The 18,057-nt window shown below is 69.8% G+C and carries 6 protein-coding genes; 1 reads left to right on the top strand and 5 read right to left on the bottom strand.

Features of this window, described 5'->3' with window-relative positions; translation table 11 throughout:
• Positions 1-78: 78 nt before the first annotated feature.
• The 3 genes from BR39_RS0118965 to BR39_RS0118955 are packed head-to-tail and all read right to left on the bottom strand — an operon-like array spanning position 79 to position 4,367.
• Positions 79-2,658: a TonB-dependent receptor gene (locus BR39_RS0118965; RefSeq protein ID WP_029915087.1), complete on the bottom strand. Its 2,580-nt coding sequence runs from the start codon at positions 2,656-2,658 to the stop codon at positions 79-81.
• A 57-nt stretch (positions 2,659-2,715) separates the two neighbouring features.
• A complete protein-coding gene (locus BR39_RS0118960; RefSeq protein WP_029915085.1) occupies positions 2,716-3,795 on the bottom strand; it encodes a FecR domain-containing protein in 1,080 nt (359 codons plus the stop codon).
• The gene (locus tag BR39_RS0118955) at positions 3,792-4,367 is read right to left on the bottom strand and encodes an RNA polymerase sigma factor (RefSeq protein ID WP_081916913.1); all 576 of its coding nucleotides are present in this window, start codon (positions 4,365-4,367) and stop codon (positions 3,792-3,794) included. The genes BR39_RS0118960 and BR39_RS0118955 overlap by 4 nt, the downstream gene beginning before the upstream one ends.
• Before the next feature lie 164 nt (positions 4,368-4,531).
• Here BR39_RS0118955 and BR39_RS0118950 point away from each other — a divergent pair, with 164 nt between their 5' ends.
• Entirely contained in the window at positions 4,532-4,885 is a 354-nt protein-coding gene (locus BR39_RS0118950; RefSeq protein ID WP_029915081.1) for a DUF1622 domain-containing protein, read from the top strand.
• A 13-nt stretch (positions 4,886-4,898) separates the two neighbouring features.
• Here BR39_RS0118950 and BR39_RS0118945 read toward each other — a convergent pair whose 3' ends face one another.
• Entirely contained in the window at positions 4,899-6,641 is a 1,743-nt protein-coding gene (locus BR39_RS0118945) for a ShlB/FhaC/HecB family hemolysin secretion/activation protein (protein WP_197026730.1), read from the bottom strand.
• Positions 6,638-17,977 carry a YDG domain-containing protein gene (locus BR39_RS0118940; protein ID WP_029915077.1) on the bottom strand — a complete coding sequence of 3,780 codons (11,340 nt, stop codon included), beginning with the start codon at positions 17,975-17,977 and terminating at the stop codon, positions 6,638-6,640. The genes BR39_RS0118945 and BR39_RS0118940 overlap by 4 nt, the downstream gene beginning before the upstream one ends.
• Positions 17,978-18,057: the final 80 nt, after the last annotated feature.

Here is an 18,057-nt window from a genome sequence, read left to right as displayed (position 1 = left end):
AACGGGAGCCGCCGGGGGAGGCGCTCCCTCCGCCGGGCCGACTGGGGGCGGCTCCGGCGGTCTGATCGGGAGAACCGGTCAGAAGTTGTAGCCGACGCTGAACTTGAACGACCGGCCCAGGATCGGGCGGGCGTTGGCGCCGCTGGTCGAGCGCGGGTCGCCCTCGGTCAGGCCGTGGCTGTCGGTGAGGTTGTCGGCCGAGACCTGGACGGTGAAGTCGGCGACGTCGAAGATCGCGCCCAGGTCGACCTTGGTGTAGCCCTTCAGCACCTGGGTGTTGGCGTTGTCGGCGAAGCGGTCGTCCACGGCGCTGACCGTGCCGTAGAAGGTCGACTCCACCGAGCCCAGGGTCACGTCGTAGCTGGGGGTGAAGCGGATCATCCAGTCGGGCTGGCGCTGGGCGCTGTTGCCCTTGTTGGCCGGGATCGACGACTTGACGATCTCGGTCTTCTGGAAGGTGCCGTTCAGGGCCAGGGACAGGCCGAAGTCCGAGCGCCAGCGGCCGTCCAGCTCCAGGCCGTGGGCCTTGTTGCTGTTGCTCTCCTGGATGCCGCCGACGTCGGCGAACTTGGCGCCCTTGAACTCGTTGGCGAAGCCGGTGGCGTAGAGCTCGAACGGTCCGCTGCGCAGCTTGTAGCCCAGCTCGTACTGGTCGACCGACAGGGTGTCGGTCAGGCCTTCGCGGAAGTTGTCGAAGCTGGGGAACTTGTAACCGCGCGAATAGCGGCCGAACACGCCCGACACGCCGTTGATGTCGTAGTTCACCCCGACCGTGTAGCTGGTCTTGCTGTTGCTGTAGTCGGTGGTGCGCAGGGCCAGGCCGTCGGGGAAGCCGGGGCCGTCGTCGACCACGTAGTCGGTCTGGAAGCGCTCGCGGCGGACGCCCAGGTCGATGCGCAGGGGATCGATCACCTGCCAGGAGTCGGCCAGGTAGAGAGCGTCCACCCGCCCGTCGCCGGCCGAGGTCAGGCCGAACTTGAAGCAGCTGGACGTGCTGCCGGCCGTGGCCAGGTCGGCGCAGGTGACCGGGGCGGCCAGGTACTCGCCGTTGGCCTTGACCTGCATCGGCTCGACATTGCCCAGCGTCCAGAAGTCGTCGGACTTGAAGCTGGAGGCGTAGTAGCCGGCCGACAGCTGGTGGGTCCCCAGGGTCTTGGCGATCGACAGGTCGTTGGTCACGGCCTTGATCTTCTTCTCGACGATCCAGGCGCCCCAGTTCTGCACGTAGTCGGTCGAGGCCAGGGTGGCGCCGCCGCGGGTCTTGATCGCGCCGGGGACCACGGTGTTCAACGAGGCGACCGTGATCGCCGCGCCGTCGCCCACCAGGCCGTAGGTGTTGGCGTCGCCGTCGGTCAGGCTGAAGCGGTCGCGCACCTGCCAGCCGTCGCCGAACTCGTGCTCGAACCCGCCGCCGGCGACGAAGCCCTTGAAGCCCCGGCCGTCGGCCAGGTCGAAGTTGCGCGTCGCGCCCGCGGCGTTGATCTGCAGGGTGTGGAAGCGGCTGGCCTCGCCGATCTGGGTGTAGGTCCCTTTGTCGACGCCCGGCACGTTGATCGCGAACGGCAGGTACCAGGCGCCGTGGTCGTCGGTGTAGCGGGCGTAGAGATTGATCTTCCCGCGTTCCATCCGCTTGGTGATGTTGACCGTGAACTGCTGGCCGACCTCGCTGTCGAACTGGGTGTCGCGCACGCCGGGCGAGGTGGTCGCGTAGCCGCCGACCATGAAATAGAGGTCGTCGGCCAGCTTGCCGCTGATCAGGCCGTCGACGCGGCGCAGGTCGTAGTCGGAGGTCGACAGCTTGATCAGGCCGTGGGTCTCCTCGCCGCCTTCCTTGAGCTGGAAGTTCGTGGTCAGGCCGGGCTGGCCGTTGGAGAAGATCGGGTTTGGGCCGCCGCGCAGGGCTTCCATCCGCGAGATGGTCTCGTCGACCCGGAAGATCGAGCTGTTCTCCAGGAACGACAGGGTCGAGGGCGGATAGATCGGCGAGCCCTGCAACTGGATGGTCAGGAACTCGGCGTCGCCGGTGGCGGGGAAGCCGCGCACGAAGACGTTGGCGCCGGCGACGCCGCCCGAGGTCTCGACCCAGACGCCCGGGACCAGGGTCAGCAGCTCGGCGGTGCTCTTGGGCGAGGCCTTGGTGATGTCGTCGGCGTTGACGGTGGTGACCGCGAAGCTGGCGGCCAGCTTGTCGATCCCCTTGCCGCCCGGGGTGCCGACCACGATCACTTCCTCGACCTGGGCGGGGGTCTCGGGCTCGGGCTCGACGGCTGTGGCGGGCTGGCCCTGGGTCTGGGCGCTGGTGGCCACCAGCAGGGTCTTGGCGCGGATGGCGTAGACGCCGCTGGCGGTGGGCTGGGCGCTGAGGCCGGTGCCGTTCAGCAGGCGCTTGAGGCCGGCCTCGGCGGTGTAGGCGCCGGTTAGGGCCGGGGCGCGCTTGCCGCGCACGCTGGCCTCGTCGAAGGCCAGCTGCTGGCCGGAGGCCTGGCCAAAGGCGCGCAGGGCGCTGCTCAGGTCCTGGGCGGGGATGTCGAAGCTGTAGGTGGTCCGCTGCTGCTGGGCGTGCACGGCGACGGGGGCGGCCAGCAGCATCAGGGCCGCGGCGGCGGTGGAGCCCCCAAGCAGGCGATTGGCCAGGCGACGGTCGAACGTTCTGCGCATTGTCTTCCCTCCCTTATGCGCCGACGTTGATTGCGGCGCTTTGGAAAGTGAGACGCCTCAGCTCGTCGAAGACACACCGGACGGCGCTGAATTTTTTTGACCGCGGTCGATTTTCAGCACGGTCACGCCGTTGGCCGCAACCGCGTGGACCGGCAGCACGGCCGTCACCCCGTCGACGAAGGCGCCGGTGTCGCCCGAGGTGAACACGCCGCTGATCCGCAGCTGGGCGACGCCGGGATCGCCGATCTTCAGCTTGTCGCGGGCGTAGCGGTTCACCCGCTCGACGGCCAGGTCCATGGGCTCGTCCTGGAACACCAGCTGGCCGTTCTCCCAGGCCTTGGCGCGCACCGGATCCAACTGGCTGACGACCGTGGCGTTGGTGCGGGTCGAGGCGACCAGTTCGTGGTCGGGGGTCAGCAGCCGGTCGGCGGGCGCGCCGTCGATCTTGAGGGGCACGGCGGTGTCGGCGCGGCCGGTCTTGTCGTCCAGCACGGCCACGTGGCCTTCGTAGAGCACCACCCGCATCTGGCCGGTCAGGCGCTCGACGCTGAACACCGTGCCGGTGGCCACCACCAGCTTGTCGCCGGCCGCCACCGAGAAGGGCCGCAGCGGGTCCTTGGCGACCGAGAACTTGGCCCGGCCGCTGTCCAGCCACAGCCGCCGGCGGCCGCGCTCGTACTTGACCTTCAGCACGGTGGCGCTGTCGAGCGAGGCGCGCGAGCCGTCGGCCAGCTCGACGATCCGCCGCTCGCCCTCGGTGGTGCGGTAGACGTCGGGCAGGCTGGCGCGCCAGGCGATGCCGCCGCCGACGGCCGCGACCAGGCAGGCCGCCAGCGCCGCCCACATCGCTCGACGGCGGCCGGGGCGGGCCCAGCGACCGTGCTGCGCGCGCCGCAGATCTTCCAGGGCTTCGCGGCGCAGCGCGATCAGGCCCGGCCCCGCGGCCTGTTCCTCGACGGCGCGCCAGGCCATGACGGCGTCGTCCAGCAAGCCGCGATGGTCGGCGTCGGCCTCGAACCAGGCCTGGAGCTCGTCGTGCTCGGCCGGAGTCAGCGCGTTGTCGGCCAGGCGCACGCACCACAGGGCGGCCTGCTCGCGCGCGGCGTCCAGCCGCTCTTCAGGAGAGATCACGGTCATTCGCCGGCCCTCACGCGTCGGGTCAGATGGGTCATGGCCTTGAGGATGTGCTTTTGCACCGCGCTGACGGAGACGCCGTACAGGGCGGCGAGTTCGGATTGCTTCATGCCTTCCAGACGGAACAGAAGAAAGATGGCGCGTGTGCGGTCGGGCAGTTCGCGCAGGGCGTCGGACACCTCGCCCAGGCTCTCGCGACCCAGCAGCACCCGGGCGGGGTCAAGCGGCTCCAGGTCGCCGGCGCCGGCGTGCACGCTGGCGCGATAGTTGGCCCGAACCCTTTCGCGCCGACCCCGGTCGCGCAGCAGGTTGGCGGCCATCTGGAAGATGTAAGCGTCGGCGTTGTCCACTCCGCCGGCCCCCGTCGGACCGGATTGAGCGGTCGCCAGCTTGGCGAACAGCTCCTGGGTCATGTCCTCCGCGTCGCTGTGGCTGGCGGCGCGACGCATGAAGAACGCCATCAGCGCCGGCCGGTAGCGTCGGTCCAGTCTATGGAGGTCTGGTTCGATGACTGGTCGCACGATCCCGCCCCATGGGCGTGAGCCCGGGTTCAAGAGGTTTTTCTCACCGTGCATGACGCACGACAACGGCCAACCCACAGCACGGCGCGCCGACTTTTCGCATCTGCGGGAATCCCACGGAACGGCCGGAGCAATCTTCGGCCGGTTCCCTCCGGGTTTTACCCGGTGGCGCGTCCGGCGCGCGCGCGATGGAGTCGCGGCATCAACAAGGTGAGCGCATGGAAGAGATCCTTCGGGAATTCGCCAGCCACATCGCCCTGGCGACGGAACTGGTCTGCGTGCTGTGTATCGCCATCGGTTCGGTGGTGGCGCTGACCCGCGTGATCCTCGCCCTGGTGCGGGGCCTGGCGAGTGAGGTCAGCACGCGCCAGACGATCTTCGTCGCCTATGCCGGCTGGATCATCCTGGCGCTGGAGTTCGCCCTGGCCGCCGACATCGTCCGCACGGCCATCGCCCCGACCTGGGACCAGATCGGTCAGCTGGCGGCCATCGCGGCGATCCGGACGGCCCTGAACTACTTCCTCAACAAGGACGTCGAGGAGCGGCGCGAAACCTCCGCGTTCAAGGACTAGGCAGGGCCTCTTCCTAGAAGCCGATCGACGTCGAGACGGCGAACTGGCTGGCCTTGTGGGCCTGGCCGGGCGCCGGCTTCAGCTGCGAGCCGAACTCGAGCTGCAGCGCGAAGTGGCGGTCGACGACATAGCGGAGATTGAACCCCAGGCTGGCCAGTTCCGCCTCGTCGGCCAGGTCCGGGAAATCCGTCGGCTGCTCGAACTTCCCGTAGTCGACGAACACGCCCAGCTGCAGGCGGTCGTCCAGGCCCGGTCGGCCCAGGGCCTGTCCTACCCGGATGGTCGGAAAGCGCATCTCGGTGCTGAGGATCACGCCGTTCGAGCCCAGGGCGATGTTAGTGTCATAGCCTCGGACGCTGCCGATGCCGCCCGCCGCCAGCTGTTCGCTGTAGGGCAGATTGCCGCTGGCGATCTGGGCCACGCCGCGCGCGATCCAGGTGAACCCCTTGGGCAGGGTCGTGGTCCGGGTGGCGCTGAAGCGGTCGTAGGCATAGGTGGCGTCGCCGCCGGGGACCAGCAGGCGCATTTCCCGGTCGCCGTTGTGCGGAGCCAGCTCGCCCGGCGAGAGCACGGCGAGGTTCTCCAGGTCGGTCTGACCGGCCCGGTCGGTGGCGGTCAGGCTGTAGATGACGGGGAACTGGACGATCTCGACGTCGGTGTCGAGCAGCCGGAAACCCAGGAATTCCAAGGTGTTGTCGACGCGTTTGTAGTCGAAGCCGATCTGCAGGGTCTGCTTGATCGGCCCGGGGCCGATCACGGGATGGGCCCATCGGCCGCTGAACTGCCCCGAATGGCCCTTGCTGCCGAACTCGCGGGCGACGCGGGGTTTCTGGATCGCGTAGGCCCCGAAGAACAGCAGGCGGTCGCCGTCGACCAGCGGGACCACGTCGCTGAACGAGTGCGAGGTATAGCGGCCCGAGAAGCTCTGGGTGAACTGGTATGAGAACGTGCCGCCCCGGCCGAAGACGTTGCCCCAGTTGAAGCCCACGTTCCACTCGTCGCGGCCCAGGGTCGTGACCCCCTGGTTATCGTAGCCGGCGTAGACGCGGAACGGGAAACGATCGTGGGCGGTCAGGGCCACGTCGCTCAGGCCGGTTTCGGCCCCGGGGCGGAGGACGGCGTCGACGGTCAGGAAGGCGTTCTGGTTATAGCCGTCCAGCGCTCCGCGCATCCGCGCCAGCGTCAGGGGCTCGCCGCTGTCCAGCCCGCCCAGTCTTCGTACGGTTTCCGACGAGAAATGGCGGTTGCCGGCGATGGTCACCTCGCCGACGCGGAATTCGGTCACCACGATCTGGACGACGCCGTTCTGGATGTTCTGGGGCGGCGCCGTCACGTCCATGAACGGCCGGCCGGCCTTGCGGTAGGCGGCTCGCACCAGGGCGGTGATCTTGTCGAGATCGGCGCGGGTCAGGGGCTTGCCGAGATAGTCCGTGGCCTGCCGGGTGAAGGCCGGCGTCGACAACAGCGGCAGGTCGGCGGTGGCGAGGCCGGTGGGCGGGGGCGCGACGCCGGCCGGCTGGACCGATCCCGGATCGGGAACGAAGACCAGGCCCTCCAGGCGCGGCAGCAGCACCGTCCGGTCCTGGCTGGGCGGGGAGGCCGGCGGCGGGGGCTGTACGGGCGGAGGCGTCGCCGGCTGGGGCGGCCGGGGGATCACGCGTTCGAAGTCCTGCGCGCGCGCGACGAGCGGCGCCGAGGCGGCCAGGGCGACGATCATCGCCGCCCACCGCGCGGGCGACTTCGAGTGGGGCTTCAAGGTTGGGCCTCGCTGATTTCGAGGGGGGCGGACCGAGCGACGAAACGCAGGCTCCAGCGGGTCTGGCGGTCGCCCAGCAGGAGGACGTCCTCGGTGGAGTTGGCGACCGGCGCGCCGCCGAAGATCACCGCCTCGTTGCCCTCGATGACCGGCAGGGAGATCTCGAAGCTGGACGGCAGGTCGCCCAGGCCGTTGGTGCGCCCTTGATACAGGCCGCCGGCGACGGGGTAGGGGACGTAGAAGCGCGGATTGCCGACGGAACGGGCCAGGTTGAACACCGTGTTGCAGGCGTCCGCCCGCGCGGTCGGACATCCCGGCGGCCCCGGCGGCGCGACGATCTCGCCGGGGCCCGAGGCCGAGGTCGGCAGGTCGTAGTTCGACAGCAAGGTCCCCGCGCCAGCGCTGTAGTCGCCGCCGCCGAGCAGGGCCGTCACGACGCGAGCGCCGGGATCCGCGGAGTCGTACGCGCCGACGGTTTCGGTGACGGTGGCGCCCTGGCCGCCGATGAAGCCGGTCAGCTGGTAGTTTCCGGAGGTCAGGCTCGCGGTGGTGTTCCCGTCGTAGTCCTTGGTCGGGTTGCCGATGATCACGGCGGCCAGGGGCGCGCGGTTGATGGTTCCCGCGCCGCTCGCGGCCGTGGGCAGGACGTAGTTCGAGAGCAGGGTCGAGGCCCCGGCGGCGTAGTCCGTCGTGCTGAGCGTCGCGCTGACCGAGCGGGCGCCGGCGTTCGGGGAGTCGTAGACGCCGACCGTCTGGCCGATGGCCATGCTCTCGCCGGACGCCAGGCCCGTCAGAACGTAGTTGCCGGAGGTCAGGGTCGCGCCGGTGTTGGCGTCATAGGTCTTGGAGATGCCGGTCAGCACGACCGTCAGGGCCTTGGGATCAATGCGCCCGGCGCCGGACACGCTGGTGGGCAGGACATAGTTGTCGAGCAGGGTCGCGCCGCCTGGCGCGAAGTCCGCCGTCGCGAGGTCGGCGGTCACCGTGCGGGCGCCGGCGTTCTTGTCGTCGTAGACGCCCGTCGTCCGGGTCACCTCGGCGCCTTCGCCGGAGACGAAGCCGGTCAGTTGGTAGTTGGCCGAGGTGAGCGTGGCGGTGGTCGTGCCGTCATAGGCCTTGGCCGGTCCGCCGACGATCGCCGCGGCGAGGGCCGCCTTGTCGATCGGGCCCAGGCCGTCGGCCGTGGCGGGCAGGACGTAGTTGGAGAGCAGGGTCGAGCCGGTCGCGGTGAAGTCGCCGGCCTCCAGGACTGCGCTCACGGTGCGCAGGCCAGCGTTGGGCGAGCCGTAGGCGCCGGCGGTTTCGGTGACGACGGCGCCTTCGCCGGGCGCGAAGCCCGTCAGGGTGTAGTTCCCGGAGGTCAGGGCAGCGATAGCGTCGCCGTCATAGGTCTTGGAGACGCCGTTGAGGCGGGCGATCAGCACGGCCGGGTCGATCCGGCCGAGGCCGTTGACGCTGGTCGGCAGCACGTAGTTGGCCAGGTTCGTGCCGCTGGCGGCGTTGAAGTCGCCCGCGTCCAGATTGGCCGTAACGAGGTGGAGGCCGACGTTCGCCTGGGCGTAGACGCCCTGGCTCTCGGTCACGGTCGCGCCCTGGCCCGCCACGAAGCCGGTCATCACGAAGTTGTCGGGCGCGACCGTCGCCGCGGTGGTCCCGTCATAGGTCTTGGTCACGCCCGCGAAGGCGACGAACAGGGTCTTGGGGTCGATGTGGCCCAGGCCCGCCGCCGAGGTCGGGAGCACGTAGTTCGCGAGCAGGGTGCCGCCATCGGCCGCGAAGTCGCCGGCGCCGAGCGTGGCGGTGACCAGGCGGACGCCGGCGTCGGCCGAGGCGTAGGCGCCCGCGGTCTGGCCGATCGTGGCGCCCTGGCCCGCGACGAAGCCGGTCAGGAGGTAGTTGGCCGAGGTCAGGCTCGCCGAGGTCGTGGCGTCGTAGGTCTTCGTCGGATCGCCCACGATGATCGCGGTCAGGGCGGCCTGGTCGATCCGCCCCGTCCCCGTGGCCTGGACGGGCAAGACGTAGTTGGAGAGGTCGGTCGCGCCACTGGCGACGAAGTCCGCGCCGTCGAGGTCGGCGGTGACCAGGCGAAGGCCCGCGTCCGCCGAGCCGTAGGTCCCGACCGTCTCGGTGACGCTCGCGCCCTCGCCGGCGGCGAAGCCGGTCAGGGTGTAGTTTCCGGAGGTCAGCACCGCCGCCGTCGTGCCGTCATAGGTCTTGAAGGCGCCGTTCAGGATGGCGACCAGCATCGCCTGGCCGATGGTCCCCGTCCCGAGGGCGGTGGTGGGCAGGACGTAGTTGCCGAGCAGCGTCCCGCCATTGGCCGTGAAGTCGCTCGAAGTCAGGCTGGCCGTCACGGCGCGCACGCCGACATTGGGATTGGCGTAGGTCCCCACGGTCTGGTCGACGGTGGCGCCTTCGCCGGCGATGAAGCCGGTCAGCTGGTAGTTGGCCGCCGTCAGACTGGCCGCCGTCGAGCCGTCGTAGAGCTTGGACGGGTTGCCGACGATCACGGCCGCCAGGGATCTGGGCGTGATATGCCCGACGCCCTCGGCCCGGGCCGGCAGGATATAGTTGCCCAGGGAGGTGCCGCTGTTGGCCTGGAAGTTCGGGCTGCCCAGTTGGGCGGACACCAAGCGGACGCCGGCGTTGGCGCTGTCGTAGGTTCCTGTCGGCTGGGTGACGATGGCGCCCTGGCCCGAGACGAAGCCGGTCAGCAGATAGGTGGTCAACACCGCGCTCTGGGTTCCGTCATAGGTCTTGGTGGGATCGCTCAGGATCACCGCTTCCAGCTGCTTCTTGAGGATCAGGCCCGCGCCGGTGGCGGTGGTCGGCAGGACGTAGTTGGCCAGCAGGGTCCCGCTGTCGGCCGTGAAGTCCGTCGGGTCGAGGGCGGCGGTGATCAGGCGCGCGCCGGCGTTGGGCGAGCCGAACTGGCCCGCCGTCTCGCCGACGCTGGCGCCCTCGCCGGAGACGAAGCCGGCCAGGCGGTAGTTGGCCGGGGCCAGGGTGATGTCGGTGGTGGCGTCGTAGGTCTTGGTGGGGATGCCGGTCACGAACGCCGTGAGGGCCTTGGGGTCGATCGTCCCCGAACCCGCCGCGCTGACCGGCAGGACGTAGTTGGCCAGGTTCGTGCCGCCGTTGGCGGTGAAGTCGCCCGTCGAAAGGCCGGCCGTGACCGTGCGGGCGCCCGCGTTGGCGGCGCTGTAGGTCCCGATCGTCTGGCCGACGCTGGCGCCCTGGCCGGCGACGAAGCCTGTCACCTGGTAGTTGGTCGAGGTCAGGGTGGCGGCGGTGGTCCCGTCATAGGTCTTGGTGGGATTGCCGATGATGGCGGCGGTCAGGCTGGCCTGGCTGATGTGGCCCACCCCTGTGGCTGTCGTCGGCAGGACGTAGTTCGCGAGCAGGGTCCCGCCGTTGGCGGTGAAGTCGCTGGAGCCCAGCGTCGCGTTGACGTTGCGGAGGCCCGCGTCGGCCGAGGCGTAAGCGCCGACGGTCTGGGTGACGCTGGCGCCTTCGCCGGCGATGAAGCCGACCAGGTCGTAGTTGCCGGCCGCCAGGCTGGCGGCGTTGGTCGCGTCATAGGTCTTGGTCGGATCGCCCACGATGGACGCCGTCAAGGTCGCCTGACCGATGGTCCCCGCGCCGCTGGCGGTGGTGGGCAGGACATAGTTGGCCAGGTTCGTGCCGCCGTTGGCGGTGAAGTCGCCTGTCGACAGGCCCGCGGTGACCGTGCGGGCGCCCGCGTTGGCGGCGCTGTAGGTCCCCACCGTCTGGCCGACGCTGGCGCCCTGGCCGGCGACGAAGCCGGTCAGCTGGTAGTTGGTCGAGGCCAGGGTGGCGGCGGTGTTCCCATCATAGGTCTTGGTGGGGTTGCCGATGATAGCGGCCGTCAGGCTGGCCTGGCTGATGTGGCCCAGGCCCGTGGCGGTGGTCGGCAGGACGTAGTTCGCCAGCAGGGTGCCGCCGTTGGCCGTGAAGTCGCCGGCGGCGAGGGTGGCGGTGACCAGGCGCGCGCCCGCGTCGGCCGAGGCGTAAGCGCCGACGGTCTGGGAGACGGTGGCGCCTTCGCCGGCGATGAAACCCACCAGATCGTAGTTTCCGGCCGCCAGGCTGGCGGCGGTGGTCGCGTCATAGGTCTTGGTCGGATCGCCGATGATCGCCGCCGCCAGCGCCTTGGGATCGATCGTCGCCGAGATGCCGGTCGGCTGGGTCAGGATGTAGTTCCCGGCGTCGACGCCGGTCAGGAGGTAACCGCTGGCGTTGACCAGGTAGGTCCCGGCGTTGGCCGACGGGAAGCTGGCCGACGAGGCGGCGCTGTCGACGTCCAGGTCGTCGACGCCCAGCGTGCCGACCACCGTCGTGCCGGCGTTGTTCAGCGTGAGGGCGGTCGTTCCGTCATAGGTCTTGGTGTTGGCCAGCATACCCGCGAGGGTCACGGTCGCCGGGGTGATCTCGCCGATCGGGGCGTTGGTCAGGGTGGGGGCGATGCTGTAGTTGCCCTGGGCCGCGCCGCCCAGCGCCAGGCCTGACAGGGTGACGTTGATCCCGGTTCCGACGTTCTTGGCCGCGTAGTTTCCCGACAGGCCCGAGGTGTCGACGATCACGTCGTCGGTCCCGACGATCCCCGACAGCGTATAGGCCGAGGACGCCGTCGGCAGCTCGGTCCCGGCCGTGTAGACGCGGCTGACCTTGATCAGGTTCAGCAGAGCCTGGGTGATGTCGGCGGTCAGGTAGTTGGGCTGGGTGAGGGTGTAGTTGCCGGCGTCGACGCCGGTCAGGCCATAGCCGGTGGTGGTGACGGTCTTGCCGATCCCGACATTGGGGTCGCCGAAGACGCCCGTCGTGGCGAGGGTCAGGGTCAGGTCGTCGGAACCCAGGCGGCCGACCAGGCTGGTTCCGCTGTTGTCCAGCGTCGCCGCGACCGTGCCGTCATAGACCTTGTCGTTGGCGGCCGCGCCGGCCACCGAGGCCGGGGCGGGGGTGATGTGGCCGGTTCCGGACGCGCTGGTGGGCAGGGTGTAGTTCGCCAGCGACGTGGCGCCGCCGGCCGTGAAGTCCAGGCCGTCCAGCGTCGCGGTCACCGTGCGGGTCCCGGCGTTCTTGCTGTCGTAGACGCCGGCCGTTTCGGTGACCGTGATCGTCTCGCCGGCCACCACGCCCACCAGGTCGTAGTCGGTCGAGGCGAGCGTCGCGGCGGTCGTCGTGTCGTAGACGCGGGTCGGATCGCCGATGATGCTGGCGCTCAGCGCCTTGGGCGTGATGATCCCGATCGGCTGGGCGGTCACGGTCGGCGAGATCGAATAGTTGCCGGCGCTGCTTCCCGACAGGCTCAGGCCGCTGAGCGTGACATTGATCCCGCCGATCACGGTCCCGCCGCTCAGGCTCCCGGCGACGTTCTTGTCGGCATAGGCGCCCGAGAGGCCCGAGGTGTTGGCCGTGACCGTGTCGCCGGCATAGACGCCGCTGAAGGCGTAGCCCGAGCTGGCGGTCGGCAGGGCGGTCGAGCCGTCATAGATCTTGGTCACGGCCAGGAGGCTGATCGGCGCGGGTGTGATGGTCGCGGTCAGGCCCTGGGGTTGGGTGACGGTGTAGTTGCCGGCGTCGATCCCCGTGACGATGTAGCCGTTGGCCACGACGGGCTTGCCGACGCCGGCGTTGGCGTCCGGCGCGGTGAGGCCGGCGTTGTAGAACAGGGCGCTGGAGCCGCCCGTCTGCAAGGTGACGTCGTCTGTGCCCAGCACGCCGCTCAGGCCCGCGCCGGCGTTGTTCAGGATCGCGGTGGCGGTCTGGTCGTAGACCTTGTCGTTGGCCAGCACCCCGATCACCTGCAACGAGGCCGGGGTGATGATCCCGATGGGCGCGTTGGTGGTGGTCGCCGCGATCGTGTAGTTGGCCGCGTCCGCGCCGGTCAGGCCGACCCCCGACAGGGTGACGCCGATGCCGGTGGCGACGTTCTTGTCGGCGTAGGCGCCAGACAGCCCGGCGGCGTTGACGGCCACGGTGTCGCCGCCGATCACGCCGGAAAGACCGTAGGCGCCGTTGGTCGTCGGGATCGCCAGGGTGGAGTCGTAGACCTTGGTCACCGAGGCCAGGATCAGGGTCGCCTCGGTGATGTCGGCGAACAGGCCCGTGGGCTGGACCACGGTGTAGTTGCCCGCATCGGTTCCGCCGATCGCGTAGCCGGTCGCGGTGACGGGGATGTTCACCCCGACGTTCTTGCTGGCGAAGGTCCCGCTGGCCGCGCCGGAGACCACGGTCACCACGTCGGCGCCCAGCACTCCGGAAAGGGCGGCCGCGCCGCTGTTCAGGATGGCGCTGGTGTTGCCGTCATAGACCTTGTCCTGGGCGGTGACGTTGATCACCTGGACGCTGGCCGGGGTGATCGTGCCCGCGCCGCTGGCGGTGGTCGGCAGGTTGTAGTTGGCGAGGTTAGTGGCGCCCACCCCGGTGAAGTTGGGGGCGCTGAGGCCGGCGGTCACGATGCGGGCGCCGACATTGTCGCTGTCGTAGGTCCCCACGGTCTGGCCGACGGTGGCGCCCTGGCCGGCGACGAAGCCGCTGAGGCTGTAGTTGGCCGAGGTCAGGGTGGCGACGGTGGTGTCGTCATAGACCTTGGTCGGGTTGCCGATGATCGAGGCCAGCAGGGTGGCCCGGTTGATCGTGCCCGGTCCCGAGATCGTCGTCGGCAGTTGGTAGTTGGCCAGGCTTGTGCCGGCGTTGACCGTGAAGTCCGACACCACCACGTCGGCCAGCACCGTGCGGGAGCCCGCGTCGGCCACGTTATAGCGCCCGTTCGAGGCCTGGACGATCGAGCCGCCTTCGCCGGCGACGAAGCCGGTCAGGCTGTAGTTCGCCGCGGTCAGGGTCGCCTGGGTCGAGCCGTTGTAGGTCTTGGTCGGGTTGCCGATGATGGAACCGGTCAGGATGGCGCGGTTGATGTCGGCCAGCAGGCCCGACGGCTGGTTGAGGCTGTAGTTCCCGGCGTCGGCGCCGCTGATGGCGAAGCCGCTGACGTTGACGGCCAGATCGGTTCCCACGTTGGATTGGCGGAAGGCGCCGGCCACGCCGGACGCGCCGAGCGTGACGGAGTCCGAACCGAGCACGCCCTGCAGCGTCGCCGCAGAGATGTCCAGTGTGGCGGCGGTGGTCGCGTCATAGGTCTTGTCGAACGCGGTGACGTTCGTCACCACGAGGGGCGCGGGCGTGATGTTGGCGGTCAGGCCCGCGGGCTGGAACAGTTGGTAGTTGGCCAGGTCGGGACCGCCCAGGGTCATGCCGACGACCGTGACCGCGATCCCGTTGCCGACGTTTCGCGTGGCGAAGGTTCCGACCGCGCCGCTGGTGCTGAGCGTGACCGTATCGCCGGCGATCAGGCCCGACAGGCTGGCGACGCTGACGTCCAGCGGGGCGGCCGTGGTGGTGTCGTAGACCTTGTTGAGCGCCCGGGTGCTGAGCACCACCAGGGGGGCGGGCGTGATCGTGCCCGGCCCGATCGCCTGGACGGGCAGGATGTAGTTCGTGCTCAGCGCCCCGTTCGCATAGACGAAGTTGCTGGGCGCGAGCGGCGTGGTGAGGGTCCGGGCGCCGACGTTCTTGCTGTCGTAGTTGGCGACCACCGACGAGGCGCTGATGCTGATTGTTTCCGAGCCGATGAGGCCGTTGACCTGGTAGTTGGATGACAGCGGGAAAGCGTTGGTCGAGCCGTTGTAGACCCTTGTGGGGTTGCCGATGATCGCTGCCGTGAGCTGGGCCCGCAGGATCGTGCCGATCCCCGTCGCTTCGGTGGGCAGGTTGTAGTTGTCGAGATTGGTGCCGGGGCCGGCCACGAAGTCCGTCGGCGCCAGCGAGACGTAGACGGGCTTCTGCCCGGCATTCTTGTCGGCGTAGCTTCCCGTCGTCTTGGTGATCGTCGCGCTCTCGCCCGGGATGAAGCCGGTGATCGTGTAGTCGCTGGGGCTGAGGGTCGCGAGGACCGTGCCGTCATAGGTCTTGGTCGGATTGCCGGTGATCGCCGCGTTCAGGATGCCCGGGTCCACGTCGATGCGCGTGATGGTGCCGAACCCCGTCACAGGGGAGGGGATCACGTAGTTGGACATCAGCGTCCCGGCGTCGGGGGCGAAGTCGCTGGCGTCGAGGGTGGTCGACACCGTCCAGACGCCGGCGTCGGCCGAGCTGTACTGCCCGCTGGTCTGGGTGACCGTCGCGCCTTCGCCGGGCACGAAGCCTTCGACCTGGAAGTTCGAGGGGCCCAGGCCAGCGCTGGAATTGCCGTCGTAGGGCTTGGTGGGGTTCCCGACGATCTCGATGTCCAGCGGCGCCGGGTTGATCAGCCCCATCCCGGTGACCGTGGCCGGCAGCTGGTAGTTGGACAGCAGCGTGCCCGGCTGGGCCTGGAAGTCCGAGGCCGAGATGTTGGCGGTCACCGCCCGCGAGCCGGCGTCCTTCGAGGCGTAGGTCGCGCCCGACGACTGGGTGACCGTGAGCCCCTCGCCGGCGACCAATCCGGAAATGACCACGTCGGACGGCGACAGTCGCGCGGCCGTCGTGCCGTCATAGATCTTGGTCGGCGTCCCGGTGACGGTGATCGTGACCGGGCGGGGTGTGATGTCGCCCGTCACCGAGCCGGCGACCACTGTCCGGTAGTTGCCGCTGTCCGCGCCGCTGATCACGCCGCCGGTGGCGAAGATGGGAATGTTCTGGGCGACGTCCTTCGAGGCGAAGAACAGGCCCGAGGCGGTGATGGTGACGTCATCGCCCGCGATCTTGCCGGTCAGCACCGCCGAGCTGGTGTCGGCGGTCGCCGCCGCCGTTCCGTCGTAGACCTTGTCGTTGATCGTGACCGACGAGATCGTGAGCGTGGCCCGAGTGATGTCCGCGACCAGGCCGCTGGGCTGGGTCACCACGTAGTTGCCGGCGCTGGCCCCGCTCAGCGTCACGCCGGTCACCGTGACCGCCAGGTTGGTCCCGACGTTCTTGCTGGGGAAGAAGCTGGTCGCGCCGGAGCCATCGACGGTGACGCTGTCGCCGCCGATCACGCCGAACAGGCTGGCGCCCGCGGTGTTGACCGTCGCGACGGCGTTGCCGTCATAGACCTTGTTGTTGGCCGTGAGCCCGCTGATCGTCAGGGTGGCTGGATTGATCAGGCCCGCGCCGGTGGCGCTGGTCGGCAGCACGTAGTTGTTGAGGTCCACGCCGGAACCCGCGACGAAGTCCGGGGTGGTCAGGGTGGCGGTGATGGTGCGCGCGCCGGCGTTGGCGGAGTCGTAGTCCTCGCTCGTCAGGCCGCTGATCGTGATCGTCTCGCCCGCCGCGACGCCCGTCAGCTGGTAGTTCGAGGCGGTCAGGGTGGCGCTGGTGGTGGCGTTGTAGGTCTTGGTCGGCGTGCCGATGATGCTGGCCGTCAGCACGGCCGGGGTGATCTCACCGGTCGTCGAGGTCGGCACGGGCGCGGCGAACGCATAGCCGTAGACCGGGATCCCGCCTTCCGTGATCTGGAAGTTGCTGGTGGTGACGGTCAGGCCGGTCCCGGCGTTCTTGGTGGAATAGACGCCGTCCAGCGACCAGTCGTCGGCGGCGTTCAGGCCCGTGACGGTGGTGTTGCCGTCGTCCAGCGTGGCGGTGGTCGTGCCGTCATAGCTCTTGGTGACTGTTCCCAGGGTGACGCTGACCGTGGGGGCGGCCGTATAGAGCACGCCGTTTCCCGCCGCCGCCGGCGAGCCGCTGGTGATGATGTCGTACTGATAGAAATCCGGGACCAGGCCCCCCAGCGTGACCGAACCGGGATCGGGGGTCACGATGTACCAGTCGGTTCCGGAGGTGAGCGCCCCGGCGCCGGCCTGGTTCACGAAGGTCGAGGCCGCCAGGCCGACGCCGCTACTGCCCGACACCGAGCCGCCTGAGGCGATGGTCAGGGTCCCGCTGACGCCGAAATAGAGGGGTAGCCCGGTCGACACCACGGCCCCGGCCACGGGCGCCGAGATCGTCGCGTTGCGCCCGGCCGAGAAGGTGAACTCACCGCCGCCGTCGATCTGGGCGTTGATGTTGAGGTCGCGATAGGCGTTGAGCGTCAAGTTGCCGCCGCCGGTCCAGACGACGGGCGCCTGGACGGTGATGTCGCCGCTGCCGCCCGTCCCGCCGGCCGTGGTGGCCTGGGTGACGTCGCTGCCACCGTCCAGCGTTCCGGTGATGGTCGCCGCCGCTGGCGCGTCGATGGTCAGGTCGTCGGGGTCCAGCAGCCAGGTCCCGCCGCGTCCGGCGTCGATCCGCGCCGCGCCGATCGAGACGGTCTTGCCCGAGGTCTCGACCCGGCCGCCCCCCGAGGGACCTCCGGCCAGGATCGTCGCGCCCGACGCGATCGTCGTGGTTTGGGCCAGGTCTGCCCCGCCGAAGGCCGAGGTTCCGACCAGCACTTCGCCGCCGGTCGCACCGGCGGCCGAAACCCGCGCCGACGACGCCAGCGTCACCTCGCGACCATTGGCGACGACCTTGCCGCCCGTCCCGTCGGCGTTGACCGCCGACAGGGCTCCGCCGACCGTGATCGCGCCCTGCGGCGCGGTCAGCCACAGCTGGCCGTTGATCCGTTCGGTCCCGGTCGCCTGAATGAGGCCGTCACGGTTGCCCGCCAGGGCGTAGATGTTGCCGTGCGCCGCCTGCAGCGTCGCCGCGGCCGCCTGGATGCGCCCCTCCTGGGTGACGTCGCCGCCGCCCGAGGCGGTCGCCACATAGAGGCCGCCGTCGCTGCGGTCGGTGGTGGCCAGCAGGACCTCGTCGGCGGCGACTAGGCTGACCCGGCCGTTCGGCGCCTCGATCGTTCCGCGATTGGCGACCGCGCTGGCGATCATCACTACGTCGCCGCCGCGCGAGACGATCGAGCCTTCATTGACCACCGACGCCTGGGAGCCGCCGGTGAAGGCGAGGGGACCGCCCGCCATGAAGTCGTCGAGGCTGGTCTCCTTGGTGGTGGCGACGAAATTGCCGCCCGCCAGCACGCGTCCGCCCGCCCCGACGATGACGCCGTGCGGGTTCATCAGAAAGACCGAGCCGGTCGCCGTCAGGCCGCCGTCGATCCGCGAGACCTCGCCGCCCAGCACCCGGTTCAGCGTCGCGCCCTGGCCGTTGAGGATGTTGACCTGGCTGGGGCTGGAGATCGAGAAGCTGCTCCAGTCGATCACGCCGCGCTGGCTGGACTGGGTGATCGTCATCACGTCCGGTGCGGTCTGGCCGATCTGGCCTTCCCCGCGAACGAAGGCGCCGCCCGTGGGGAGGCCCGCCGGGGCCTGAGCCAGGGCCGGCGCGGCCGTGGTCGCCAGGGCGGCGCCGAACAGGGTGATCGCCAACCGCCGAACCGTCGCTCCCGGCTCCGGGGATTTTCGTCGATCCACCCCGCCGACCCACGCCAACATGGAACTGCGCAGAA

Origin of the sequence: Caulobacter sp. UNC358MFTsu5.1 (genome assembly GCF_000712075.1) — a bacterium.
Taxonomy (GTDB): domain Bacteria; phylum Pseudomonadota; class Alphaproteobacteria; order Caulobacterales; family Caulobacteraceae; genus Caulobacter.
This window is presented reverse-complemented; position numbering and strand designations above follow the sequence as displayed.

Coding starts and splice junctions, on each gene's coding strand:
- BR39_RS0118965 (WP_029915087.1), bottom strand. CDS start 2,658: ATGCGCAGAACGTTCGACCGTCGCCTGGCCAATCGCCTGCTTGGGGGC.
- BR39_RS0118955 (WP_081916913.1), bottom strand. CDS start 4,367: ATGCACGGTGAGAAAAACCTCTTGAACCCGGGCTCACGCCCATGGGGC.
- BR39_RS0118960 (WP_029915085.1), bottom strand. CDS start 3,795: ATGACCGTGATCTCTCCTGAAGAGCGGCTGGACGCCGCGCGCGAGCAG.
- BR39_RS0118950 (WP_029915081.1), top strand. CDS start 4,532: ATGGAAGAGATCCTTCGGGAATTCGCCAGCCACATCGCCCTGGCGACG.